This window comes from Acinetobacter baumannii (assembly GCF_009759685.1).
Lineage (GTDB): Bacteria > Pseudomonadota > Gammaproteobacteria > Pseudomonadales > Moraxellaceae > Acinetobacter > Acinetobacter baumannii.
Map to the genome: position 1 here is coordinate 1,222,571 of NZ_CP046654.1, position 12,934 is coordinate 1,235,504.

The following is a 12,934-nucleotide window of genomic DNA, read 5'->3' on the forward strand; positions in this document are numbered from 1 at the left end:
TGCTATGGCAATTCGCCGTATTGAAGGTTTATTACATCTCGCAAGCGAAGGTCGTTATGCGATTTTAGTGGGTCGTTTCAACAGTTTTGTTGTTGAACACTTATTAGAAGGCGCGATCGACACGTTAAAACGTCATGGCGTAAATGAAGATAACATTACTGTTATTCACGCTCCAGGCGCATGGGAACTACCGATCGTTGCTAAAAAATTAGCTACATCAAACCAGTTTGATGCCATCATTGCACTCGGTGCAGTCATTCGTGGTAGCACACCTCACTTTGACTTTGTTGCTGGTGAATGTGCGAAAGGTTTAGGTGTAGTTGCGTTAGAAAGCAGCTTGCCTGTTATCAATGGTGTATTAACTACTGACAGCATCGAGCAAGCAATCGAACGCTCAGGTACAAAAGCAGGAAACAAAGGTAGCGAAGCTGCTTTAACTGCAATTGAAATGGTTAATTTATTAAAGGCAATTTAAAGCATGTCTCAAACACTGCAAGCCGCTTATGCAGCAAAACGTAAAGCACGTCGTTTTGCTGTACAAGGTATTTATGAGTGGCAAATGAGTCACAACCCTGTACATGAAATTGAAGCGCGTACACGTGCTGAAAATGCAATGCACAAGGTAGACTTGAACTATTATCACGAACTACTTACTCAAGTTATCGCTCAGCACGAAGACCTTGATGCGTTACTTATTCCGGTACTTGACCGTGAAATTGACGCGCTAGATGGTGTAGAGCTCGCAACTTTGCGTTTAGGTGCTTACGAGTTACGTGATCATCTAGAAATTCCATATCGTGTGGTACTTGATGAAGCAATCGAACTTGCTAAGCATTTTGGCGGAGCAGACAGTCATAAATACATCAATGGTGTATTAGACCGTTTAAGTTCGACACTGCGTAGCGCAGAAAAACAACAAGCAAAATAATAGGCTTGATGTTCTATGGCTGAGTTCTCAATTATTGATCAATACTTTAATCGTCAGTCACATCCTGACGTTGCGCTTGGTATTGGTGATGACTCAGCCTTAATTACTCCCCCTCCAAATCAACAACTGGTGATCTGTGCAGATACACTTGTTGCTGGACGTCACTTCCCTCTTGAAACCTCGCCCCATGCGATTGGCTGGAAAAGTGTTGCCGTAAATCTGTCTGATATTGCTGCAATGGGTGCCAAACCACATAGTATTTTACTTGCGATCAGCTTGCCTCAAGTTGACCATGAGTGGCTTGAAGGATTTAGTCAGGGACTCTATGACTGTTGTAATCAATTTGGAGTTGCCTTAATTGGCGGAGATACCACTCAAGGTCCGCACCTTACCATTACCGTCACAGCCATGGGCTGGATTGAAACAGGAAAAGCTGTATTACGTTCAGGTGCTAAGGTCGGTGATTATGTTTGTGTAAGTGGGCAGATTGGTGATGCTGCTTATGGGCTTCAGCATTTAGGACATTCCCTACAACAAAGACTGGACTATCCGACGCCACGTTGTAAGCTTGGAGAAGAGCTAAAAGGGCTCGCCTCTAGCATGATCGATGTGTCAGATGGTTTAGCTCAAGATTTAGGACATATTTTAAAAGCATCCAAGGTTGGAGCACGACTCATCCTGGAAAAATTACCTGTCGATCCTGTACTGCAACAACTAGAAGAACGACAACGTTGGCAATATGCCTTGGCAGGTGGTGATGACTACGAATTATGTTTTACAATAACACCGCAAAATTATGAAAAACTTTTGCAAAAACAACTAGACGTTAAGATTACAATGATCGGACAGATCGTTGAGCAAACAAAACTAACTTTTGAGCATTTGGGTTCAGATTACCCATTGCAAATTCATGGATACCAACACTTTGCATAAACCGCCGATTCATTTTAAAGACATGTCTTGGTTCAACCGCTGCATCGTTTTCTGTGGGGTTGGTTTTGGATCTGGTCTTGCTCCTAAAGCACCTGGTACTTTTGGCTCTGCTTTCGCCTTACTTTTTGTTCCCATCTGGTTATCTCTCGGGTTTACTTTAAGTTTAATCGCTATTCTCATCATGTCAGTGGTGGGTATTTATATTTGCGGTCAAACTGCAAAAATCCTTGATGTTCATGATGATGGTCGAATTGTGTGGGATGAATTTGCAGGTCAATCTATTACCTTTCTTCCTCTGCTCTATTTACAACAAATAAATTGGATTTGGGTAATTACAGGATTTATATTATTTCGAATTTTCGATGTTTGGAAACCTTGGCCTATACGCGTCATTGATCGCCAAGTACACGGTGGTTTTGGTATTATGCTTGACGATATTATTGCCGGTGTATGGGCTGCTCTTTGTACACTAATTATTATCCATTTGAGTTAAATCATTCGAGTTATTCATGTCAACTACTGTCATTATTCTTGCTGCAGGCAAAGGAACGCGAATGCGTTCTCAGCTCCCTAAAGTACTACAACCTTTAGCTGGTCGCCCGCTACTAGGACATGTTATTAAAACAGCAAAACAACTATTAGCAGAAAACATCATTACCATTTATGGACATGGTGGCGATCACGTAAAAAAGACATTCGCACAAGAAAATATTCAGTGGGTTGAACAAGCAGAACAGTTAGGGACCGGTCATGCTGTACAGATGACTTTACCTGTACTTCCTAAAGACGGCATTTCATTAATTTTATACGGTGATGTTCCTTTAGTCCGTCAAACAACACTTGAACAACTGATTGAAGTATCAAATAAAACCGGTATTGGCATGATTACTTTACATGTCGATAACCCAACAGGTTATGGCCGTATTGTCCGCCAAGACGGTAAAATCCAAGCAATTGTTGAACATAAAGACGCAACCGAAGCTCAGCGTCAAATTCAAGAAATCAACACAGGTATTTACTGTGTCAGCAATGCAAAACTGCATGAGTGGTTGCCTAAGCTTTCAAATGAAAATGCACAAGGCGAATACTATTTAACTGATATCGTTGCGATGGCTGTTGCTGATGGTTTAGAAATCGCCTCAATTCAACCAGAGCTCGCATTTGAAGTTGAAGGTGTAAATGACCGCCTGCAACTTGCAGCACTTGAGCGTGAATTTCAGAAGCAACAAGCAAAAGAACTTATGCAGCAAGGCGTAACTTTTGCTGATCCTGCACGTTTTGATTTACGTGGTACAGTAAAAGTTGGTCATGATGTCCGTATTGATGTGAATGTCATTATTGAAGGCGACTGTGAACTCGGTGACTTTGTAGAAATCGGTGCGGGCTGTATTTTAAAAAATACAACCATTGCAGCGGGCACTAAAGTCCAAGCGTACAGCGTTTTTGATGGAGCAGTTGTTGGGGAAAATACCCAAATTGGTCCATTCGCACGCTTACGTCCAGGTGCTAAATTGGCAAATGAAGTACATATCGGCAACTTTGTTGAAGTCAAAAATACAACGATCGGTCTAGGCAGTAAAGCTAACCATTTCACCTATTTAGGTGATGCCGAGATCGGTGCTGAATCAAATATTGGGGCAGGTACAATCACCTGCAATTATGATGGTGCAAATAAACACAAAACCACTATTGGCGATGCAGTTTTTATCGGTTCTAATAGCTCGCTGGTTGCGCCTGTGACTATTGGTAATGGAGCAACAGTCGGTGCGGGTTCTGTGATTACGAAAGATGTGGCTGAACAAAGTCTCTCCTTTGAGCGTGCTCAACAAATTTCTAAAGCAAATTATCAACGTCCCCAAAAGCTTAAAAAATAAGAGGATTGAAATATGTGTGGTATCGTCGGAGGCGTTGCAGAACGTTGTGTAACCGAGATTTTAATTGAAGGTTTAAAACGTCTTGAATATCGTGGTTATGATTCGGCAGGCGTTGCTTTACTCAATAACCAGCAAATTTTACGTGAACGCCGTGTTGGTAAAGTTGCCAATCTTGCAGACGCTGTTTCAGAACACCAGCTTACTGGAGCAATTGGTATTGCGCATACCCGTTGGGCAACACACGGTAAACCGACCGAAAATAATGCTCACCCGCACATGTCAGGCAAGGTAGCAGTCGTTCACAACGGTATTATCGAGAACTATCAAGAGCTTAAAGATGACCTTCAAGCTTTAGGATATGTATTTACTTCTCAAACAGATACTGAAGTGGTAGCCCATTTAGTTGCAGAAGCTCTAAAAAATACTGATAGTTTACTTGAAGCAGTAGAATCTGTAGTTCCTCAGCTTAAAGGTGCCTATGCATTAGGTATTATTCACAGCGATTACCCAGATGAACTCATTACTGTACGTGAAGGTTCACCACTTGTAATTGGTGTGGGTATTGGCGAGAACTTTATCAGTTCAGACCAATTGGCTCTTTTACCAGTAACAAACCGTTTTATTTACTTAGAAGAAGGCGATATTGCCCGTCTTACTCGTACTTCAATTGAAGTATTTGTAAAAGGTGAACGTGTTGAACGTCCAGTTAAAGAACTTGATGCAACTGTAAGCAGTGCTTCAAAAGGTGAATATAAACACTACATGCTCAAAGAAATTTATGAGCAGCCTGAAGCAATCAAACAAACAATTTCTCAAGCGCTTGATGGCAACAATTTACGTGATGATTTCTTGAAAGATGCTGATGCAGATTTCAGTAAACTTCAAAGTGTTCAAATTATTGCGTGTGGTACAAGTTATCACTCAGGAATGATCGCTAAATATTGGTTTGAGCAATTGATTGGTGTGCCTTGCCAAGTTGAGATTGCGAGTGAATTCCGTTATCGCTCACCAGTGATTGTGGAAAATACACTTTACATCTGTATTTCACAATCAGGTGAAACAGCGGATACCTTAGCTGCACTACGTGAAACTCAAAAACGTGCTAAAGCAAATAATATCGACATTCAGACTTTAACGATCTGTAACGTCGCAACTTCTTCAATGGTGCGTGAAACTGATCACCACTTATTGACGCTTGCAGGCCCAGAGATTGGTGTTGCATCAACAAAAGCGTTCACGACTCAGCTTGCTGCATTAATGTTGTTAATCTTGAAAATTGGTCAAGTGAAACAGCGTATTAGCAATGTGATGATTGAAGAGCTTGCTCGTGAATTGTGGCACAGCCCGAAAGTCATTCTTGATACGCTTAAGCAAGATGCTGAAATTTTACGTTTATCAGAATTGTTCGTTGAAAAACAACACTGTTTATTCTTAGGCCGAGGCACACACTATCCAATCGCTTTGGAAGGTGCATTAAAGCTTAAAGAAATTTCATATATTCACGCAGAAGGTTATGCGGCTGGTGAGTTAAAACATGGCCCATTGGCACTTGTTGATACTGAAATGCCAATCGTGATTCTTGCGCCAAATGACGAAATGCTTGATAAGCTTAAGTCGAATATGGAAGAAGTTCAGGCGCGTGGCGGTGAGTTATTCGTTTTTGCTGATGAAAATAGCGGTGTAGTCGAAAAAGATCGTCAACACGTTGTACAAATTCCAACAGTAAACGAATGGCTTGCACCAATCATTTATAGCGTACCAGTTCAGTTGTTGTCTTATCACGTTGCTGTATTACGTGGTACAGACGTTGACCAGCCACGTAACTTGGCGAAGTCAGTAACTGTAGAGTAATTCAAAAAAGATCATTATTAAGGCATCACCTGCTTTAATAACTGATTTATTAAGCCCGATATGCATTAATTGCCTATTGGGCTTTTTATAGCTCTACAGCTTTTACAGACAATTTCTCAGATAACAAAGAAAAAGTAACGTCCGCAACTTCCAACGGGTCTGAACTGGTCCAAATAATATGATTCCCCTCATTTGGACTTTCAGAACTTAAATGATATTGATTGAGCTGCCGTATTAATTGCGCTGTCACAGCTTCCGAAGGCTCAATAATTTGAATATCACGGCCTACAATTTCCTGAATCGTATCTGAGACAAATGGATAGTGTGTGCATCCTAAAATAATCGTATCGACTTTTTGCTCGACCAACGGCGCCAAAATATTTTTTAAATAATCTTTAACTTCCGCGGTATGTGCTTTGCCCGTTTCGATTTTTTCAGCTAAGCCAATACAAGGCACTAAAGACACTTTAATATCTTGCGCATACATTTCAATTAAACTTTTTAAATTTTTACCCTTTACCGTGGTGGCAGTTGCCAAAACCGCAATATGCTTACTTTGAGTGATTGCTACTGCCGGTTTTACGGCGGGTTCTATTGCAATAAGTGGCACATTAATTTGCGCTCTAATCGTTTCAATCGCTACAGCCGTCATGGTGTTACAAGCAATTACGATCGCTTTGCATTTGCCCTGAGCAACTAAGTTTGAAATTAAATGCGTGGTTCGTGAAACAATCCAGTCGCTTTCTTTGTCTCCATACGGGACATATTTCGAGTCAGCGAAATAGATAATGTCTTCATTCGGAAGGGCCTGCCGAATATGCTTAAAAAGAGACAACCCACCTAAACCAGAATCAATCATTCCAATCGGGTTGTTATTGTTATTCATGGTTTGTCCTGCATTTCATATATTCAGAAAAATTTTTTCATGGTTGCCAAGTCTGTTAGCACGACTTTGGGCTGAATGGTTTTTAATTTTTCAGCCGATGTATAACCCCAACCTACCGCAGCAAAATCAATGCCTGCTTTATGTGCAGCTTCGCCATCAGTCGTTTGGTCACCAACATAAATAGCCTGCTCTTTATTTAAATTCAAAATGTTTAGAACACGCTTAATTCGTTTAGCTTTACCAAATATAGACGAGCCACCATCAATATGGCTAAAAAGTTCACATAGTTCTGTACCAAGAATACTTTGACAGTTTTCTTTAGAGTTTGAAGTAATAATTGCGAGCGTATATCCCCGCTTATGTAGTTCTATTAGCTGATCCCGCATGCCTTCAAACATGTAAACTTCTTGATCTCTTTCTTTCATTAAACGAATGAAATCTTTGGCAATCCAAGGCAGTTTCCACCTAGAAACATTCATCTCTTTCATAATTTCTTTTGGTGAAAGATGTTTGTACTGCTCTACTTCATGTAGCTCTACAGATTTAAATTTATGCTTCTTGGCAAGCTGATTTAATGCCCCTAAAAAGAAGCTAAAGGAGTCGACTAAAGTACCGTCCATATCAAAAATAATAGCTTGGTATTCTTTTAAAGATTTTTCCATTTTAAAGTTCTGAAATAAAATATATTTTTTATAATTATATTCTGTTTTCTATTGGTTTTTAAATCAGGCCCTACGAGGACCTGACCTAAATTTTGATTTTTGTTTTAAGCTGCCGCTTTTTGTTCGTTTATCCAATTTTTAATACGGGCATCGAGTATATTTAAAGGCAATGTTCCTGCATTTAAAATCATGTCATGAAACGTTTTGATATCAAAACGATCTCCAAGCTCCTGTTTTGCAAGCTCCCGTAGCTCTAAAATTTTGAGTTGACCCATTTTGTATGCCAATGCTTGTGCAGGAATAGCGATATATCGGTCTGCCTCTGCCTGAATATCGGGTTCATCTAAAGCTGAGTGTTCTCGCATAAAATCAATCATTTGCTGACGGGTCCATTTTTTATAGTGTACGCCAGTGTCCACCACTAACCGACAAGCACGGAACAACTCACTCGAGAGTCTTCCATAGTCTGAAAGCTGGTCTTTATAGAAACCAACATCTTTACCCAGTTGCTCTGCGTAAAGTGCCCATCCTTCAATGTAGGCAGTGTGGTTGGGTTGCTTACGGAACATCGGCAAATTTGGCAGGTTTTGGGCAATATCAATCTGCATATGGTGGCCGGGAATTGCCTCATGGTAAGCAGTCGCTTCCATTGATATTTTGGAACGTTCAGAGAAGTCGCCAGTATTTACATATACTTGTCCGGGACGTGAACCATCAGGCGTGCCTTGGTGATATTCCGCACCTGCCGCTTCTTTTTCTCGATATTGCTCTACAGGCAAAACTTCAACTTTATTTTTTGGTAACAAACCAAACAGCTTCGGCAACTCCGGTTGCATTTGGGCAATATATCCACGATAAATCTCTAAAATTTCTTCACGAGATTTTGGGAAAACCGCAGGATTTGTTTTTAAAGATTGTTGGAAGCTTTTTAAGTCATTGAAACCTTGTGCTTTGGCAATTTTTAGCATTTCCGCTTCTATACGAGCAACTTCTTTTAACCCGAGCTGATGAATATTTTCAGGGCTTTCCAAGGTTGTCGTATTATTTTCTACATAAAAGCGATAGAGCTCGTCACCGTTTGGCAAACTCCATATACCCTCGTGTTGTCGTCCATGGGGTAAGTAATCTTTTTGAATAAACGCCCCGAGTTTTTGATAAGCAGGCCGAACATTCTGATCTATAGTCTGTAGTATTTCACGGCTTAAACGCTCTTGTTCTGCTTTCGAAATATTTTTTGGAAATTGCTTTAATGGAGAGGCAAACACACTGTCCTTCCCTGCTGGAGTTGCAATGCTATCAATCTGCTTTGCCACCTTTTCAATTAAATATTTGGGTGGCATCAATCCGTCTTTTTGTCCTTGTTTCGCTAACTGAATACCTTGATCAAGAATAAGAGGAATTTGTTTTAAACGAGCAATATAGTCTTGATATTGCTTAGTATTATCAAATGGAATTGCACTAATGAATCCCGGAAATTGTAAATGTAGCCCCCACATTTGATTAAAAGGCATCTCATACAATTTCAAATCATAATTTTTAAGTGTTTCTTTCAACTGATAAATCATTAAATCTTTATTTAATTGATCAGTTGCTGAAAACCCTGTGCTATCAATTGCTTCGAAACGTTTTAAAAAATTTTGAGTAGTTTTTTTATCTTTCTCAATCTGACTTTTTGAAGACTCGGTCCATCGATCGTTGTAGCGTAAATCGCCTAAAGTCGTTGCAGTTTCAGGGTTATTTTTCAAAGTATATTCCCACAGTTCCTGTAAAAGTTGGTTTAAAGCTTTCACCCGAACAGAGACATCACTCTTTTGTTTAGATTGTGATTTTTCGATGCTATTTGTATTTATTTCGGGGGTTGCAGCATTAGAAGAATGAGACATCCAAAATAAAACACTGATACAAGCAAAATGTAAGGTTCTGTTTTTCATTTAATTATCCAAACATATTTAACGAAGTTTAAAATAAAGACAAAACAAATTACGTGCCAAGCAGCATATAAAATAGTGTAAAAATCGAGTATTTTTTAACTCAATGATTTTATAAATTAATTTTCTTTTTAATTATATTATTTATAGTTGCTATCTATATTCCGTATCTGACTTTAATTTACCAGAAAGTCAAAAAAAAGCGCACATGAGCGATCTCAGTGCACTTTTTCATTTCTACATTAAAAATTGTTTCTCAAGAAAACAAATATTGATAAACAATATAGGCAGCCAACTTTGCAGTTCTATTGTCTAAATCAAATTTTGGATTGCACTCAGCAATATCTAAAAGTTTGATTTTTCCAGTCTCTTGAATATGCTTAAAAATTGCTTCAAAAGTCGCTAAATCAATTCCTTTTACAGCAGGTGCACTGACTCCCGGTGCAACCGCAGCCGTGAAGACATCTAGATCAATCGTAACGTACAAGCAGTCTACTTTTTCAATAAAAGCATCAACCGCTACGAGCACGTTGTTTAGGTTAAAAATATTAACCTCATGATCACGTAAATATGAACAATTCAGCGCATCGGCAGTATCAAACAAAATTTTAGTATTGGCATGGTTGGCAACCCCAATACATAAATAATTAAATTGTTTTTGATGCTGTTCTGAAAGTCGAGCTGCCTGTAAAAAAGGTGTTCCAGAGGTGGCATGCTCTGCTTCACGCAAATCAAAATGGGCATCGAAATTAATAATGCCGATTTTTTTATTTGGTGCGTGGGCTTGTACATATTGGAACAGACCGCTAAAGCTGCCAAATGCAACTTCATGTCCACCGCCCAATACAACAGGTTTTAAGCCATGTTCTAGGCTATTTGCGACTTGTTCAGCTAATTCGCTTTGTGCTTGCTCTAAATTGCCATATTCACAGGTCACCGTCCCCAAATCGACAATACTGACTGGACGATGAATCGGTAAGTTAGCAAGTTGGGTACGAATCGCATCTGGTGCGTCGGCAGCACCAACTCGGCCTTTATTACGTTTCACGCCTTCATCAGAGCTAAAACCAATCAGGGCAAATTCAGCATGTTGGGTGGTGTTCACAATATGGTAAATACGTTGATGTGCTTCACCCTCGCCATCATGTCGGCCTTGCCATTTAAATGTGTGATTCATGTGACACCGTTTAAAAAATAACTTCTTGTCCATGCTGAACGACTCGCTTAGGCAAATCTCCGCCCAGCCAGTAAACAATTTCAGATGGATGCTCAATATCCCAAGCCACAAAGTCAGCGACTTTACCTTGCTCCAAACTACCGTGTGTTTGCTCTAAACCGAGCGCTTGTGCAGCATGAATAGTGACACCTGCTAATGCTTGCTCAGGCGTTAAACGGAATAACGTACTGCCCATATTCAGCATTAAACGTAAAGAAAGTGCTGGGGATGTACCCGGATTTAAATCACTCGACAGCGCAATACGCACTCCGTGTTTAATAAGACTTTCAATTGGCGGGTATTGTGTTTCACGCAATAAATAAAAGGCACCCGGTAATAACACTGCAACCGTGCCCGACTCTGCCATGGCTTTGACATCATCTTCGGTCATGTACTCTAAATGGTCAGCCGACAAAGCATGATAACGTGCTGCTAAGCTTGAGCCACCTAGCGATGAAAGCTGTTCGGCATGAAGTTTAACGGGTAGCCCCAATGATTGTGCCGTTTTAAAAACACGTTCAACCTGAGCTGGCGAAAATGCTAAATGCTCGCAGAAAGCATCAACAGCATCGACTAAACCTTCAGCATGCAGTTTAGGCAGCATTTCTGTACAGATATGCTCGATATAAGCATCGCTTTGGTCTTTGTACTCTGGCGGTAAAGCATGTGCAGCTAAACACGTACTTTTTACCGTCATTGGTAAAGCTTCACCAATTTGACGGATCACACACAGCATCTTGCGCTCGTTTTCGTAGTTGAGTCCGTAGCCAGACTTAATTTCAATGGTGGTTACACCGTCTTGTTGCATGCATCGAATACGCTTAAGGGCTGATTTCAGTAATTGTTCTTCACTGGCTTCTCGGGTTGCGCGTACTGTACTAGCAATACCGCCACCACTTGCAGCAATTTCAGCATAACTCACGCCCTGTAAGCGCTTTTCAAACTCAACACTACGGTTACCACCAAATACGCTATGCGTATGACAGTCGATGAACCCCGGGGTTACCCAAGCGCCATTTAAGTCAACTGTTTCGGAATAAGTGTCGGCAGGAAGTTGTTGTTGTTTTCCAATCCAGTGGATGAGATGCCCTTCTGTGACAATTGCAGCATCTTCAATGTAGGAATATTGCCCATTTTGCATGGTGGCAATATGGCAGTTTTGCCAAAGTTTTTTCATTAGCCTATCCTCGAAACTGCCCAACAGTAAAACTATTGGGCAGCTGATTTGTTAGCTTTCCATTTCTATGTTTTGCTGGACAGGCTCACTTTCCTTTCCCAAGCTTTGCTCTGGTTTTACCCAAATACGATAAGCAATAGTTAAGAGAGCAAGCCAAGTGATTCCTACATAAATTGCAGGACGCGAATCTGGGAAGTAGCCCATCATCACTAAAATGAACACCATAAAACCGATTGCAAAAGCAGGGGCATATGGCCAGCCAAATACAGGGAAATCAAGTGCCTTAATTTCAGCAGTAGATAATTTACGGCGCATAGCCACTTGCGAAAGCAAGATCATGAGCCATACCCAAACAGTTGCAAACGTTGCAATTGATGCAATGATGACAAACACATTTTCAGGAATCAGGTAGTTCAGCACCACACCAATTAACAGCACGCCAGCCATAACCACAACAGTCATCCAAGGCACACCATTACGCGATAATTTTTGGAAAATTCGAGGTGCTTGACCACGATTTGCCATACCGTACAACATACGGCCTGCACCAAACACATCACTGTTAATTGCCGAAATTGCAGCAGTTACCACCACAATATTTAAAATATTTGCAGCAGATTTAATGCCTAAGTTTTCAAAAATTTGTACAAACGGGCTGCCTTGGCTACCAATCTGGTTCCATGGGAAAATCGACATGAGTACAAATATAGTAAGTACATAGAAAAGTAAAATACGTACCGGAACAGCATTAATTGCTTTAGGTAAAGTAGTTTTCGGGTCTTGTGATTCACCTGCTGTAATACCAATAATTTCGATACCACCGAAAGCAAATACCACTACAGATAAACATGCAACCAAGCCTGCAATGCCATGTGGCATAAAGCCTTCATAGATCCATAAGTTTTGAATCCCCGGCACTACACTGCTATGGTCAACATGGAAGCCATAGAACATCAAACCTAAGCCACCTAAAATCATGGCAACAATGGCACTCACCTTGACAATTGAGAGCCAAAATTCGAGTTCACCAAAGACTTTCACATGAATGAGGTTAATTGCGCCCAAGAACATGATGAGAGACAAAATCCAGATCCACCGTGGGACATCGGGATACCAGAACCCCATATAAATACCAAACGCAGTGACATCGGCAATTGCAACAATCACCATCTCAAAAACATAAGTCCAGCCTGTCGTAAAGCCGGCCAAAGGACCAATGTATTGAGAAGCATAGTGGCTAAATGAGCCAGAGACAGGGTTATGGACTGCCATTTCCCCCAGTGCGCGCATCACAATATAAATTGCAATCCCTGCAACGATGTACGCAAGTAATACTGAAGGCCCTGCCATTTTAATAGCAGTTGCCGAACCATAGAAAAGCCCAGTTCCAATTGCTGAGCCCAATGCCAAGAAACGAATGTGGCGGGTGTTTAAGCCCCGCTGTAGTGTGGAGTTTTGTGACATTATAATCTCCAATCC

Annotated in this window: 12 protein-coding genes; 6 read left to right on the forward strand and 6 right to left on the reverse strand. The window is 40.7% G+C overall.

Going from position 1 to position 12,934, the window contains the following annotated elements; genetic code table 11:
* Positions 1-4: 4 nt before the first annotated feature.
* Genes ribH through glmS form a run of 6 tightly spaced genes read left to right on the forward strand, consistent with a single transcriptional unit; the run spans position 5 to position 5,586 of the window.
* A complete protein-coding gene (ribH, locus tag GO593_RS05770) occupies positions 5-475 on the forward strand; it encodes a 6,7-dimethyl-8-ribityllumazine synthase (RefSeq protein ID WP_001007829.1) in 471 nt (156 codons plus the stop codon).
* 3 nt (positions 476-478) lie between these two features.
* A complete protein-coding gene (gene nusB, locus GO593_RS05775) occupies positions 479-928 on the forward strand; it encodes a transcription antitermination factor NusB (protein ID WP_000084188.1) in 450 nt (149 codons plus the stop codon).
* A 15-nt stretch (positions 929-943) separates the two neighbouring features.
* Positions 944-1,861 carry a thiamine-phosphate kinase gene (gene thiL / locus GO593_RS05780; protein ID WP_000807408.1) on the forward strand — a complete coding sequence of 306 codons (918 nt, stop codon included), beginning with the start codon at positions 944-946 and terminating at the stop codon, positions 1,859-1,861.
* Positions 1,839-2,354: a phosphatidylglycerophosphatase A family protein gene (locus GO593_RS05785; RefSeq protein WP_000380673.1), complete on the forward strand. Its 516-nt coding sequence runs from the start codon at positions 1,839-1,841 to the stop codon at positions 2,352-2,354. The genes thiL and GO593_RS05785 overlap by 23 nt, the downstream gene beginning before the upstream one ends.
* 16 nt (positions 2,355-2,370) lie before the next feature.
* Positions 2,371-3,735 carry a bifunctional UDP-N-acetylglucosamine diphosphorylase/glucosamine-1-phosphate N-acetyltransferase GlmU gene (gene glmU / locus GO593_RS05790; protein WP_000108584.1) on the forward strand — a complete coding sequence of 455 codons (1,365 nt, stop codon included), beginning with the start codon at positions 2,371-2,373 and terminating at the stop codon, positions 3,733-3,735.
* A gap of 12 nt (positions 3,736-3,747) precedes the next feature.
* Positions 3,748-5,586, forward strand: coding sequence for a glutamine--fructose-6-phosphate transaminase (isomerizing) (glmS, locus tag GO593_RS05795; RefSeq protein WP_000334190.1), 1,839 nt, complete (start codon positions 3,748-3,750; stop codon positions 5,584-5,586).
* An 85-nt stretch (positions 5,587-5,671) separates the two neighbouring features.
* On the opposite strand, the gene murI is transcribed toward glmS, so the two are convergent.
* From murI to GO593_RS05825, 6 genes are all read right to left on the reverse strand, one after another.
* On the reverse strand, positions 5,672-6,472 hold the full coding sequence (gene murI / locus GO593_RS05800; RefSeq protein WP_001063715.1) for a glutamate racemase: 801 nt from the start codon (positions 6,470-6,472) through the stop codon (positions 5,672-5,674).
* Between the two features lie 23 nt (positions 6,473-6,495).
* Entirely contained in the window at positions 6,496-7,134 is a 639-nt protein-coding gene (locus GO593_RS05805; protein ID WP_000415727.1) for an HAD family hydrolase, read from the reverse strand.
* A 104-nt stretch (positions 7,135-7,238) separates the two neighbouring features.
* Positions 7,239-9,065, reverse strand: coding sequence for a DUF885 domain-containing protein (locus GO593_RS05810; RefSeq protein WP_000797605.1), 1,827 nt, complete (start codon positions 9,063-9,065; stop codon positions 7,239-7,241).
* 253 nt (positions 9,066-9,318) lie between these two features.
* Entirely contained in the window at positions 9,319-10,239 is a 921-nt protein-coding gene (gene hutG / locus GO593_RS05815) for a formimidoylglutamase (RefSeq protein ID WP_001016896.1), read from the reverse strand.
* A 10-nt stretch (positions 10,240-10,249) separates the two neighbouring features.
* The gene (gene hutI / locus GO593_RS05820) at positions 10,250-11,455 is read right to left on the reverse strand and encodes an imidazolonepropionase (protein WP_000737786.1); all 1,206 of its coding nucleotides are present in this window, start codon (positions 11,453-11,455) and stop codon (positions 10,250-10,252) included.
* Positions 11,456-11,506: 51 nt separating this feature from the next.
* Positions 11,507-12,919 (reverse strand): amino acid permease, encoded by a 1,413-nt coding sequence (locus tag GO593_RS05825; RefSeq protein ID WP_000081468.1) that lies wholly within the window; start codon positions 12,917-12,919, stop codon positions 11,507-11,509.
* Between the last annotated feature and the right edge of the window lie 15 nt (positions 12,920-12,934).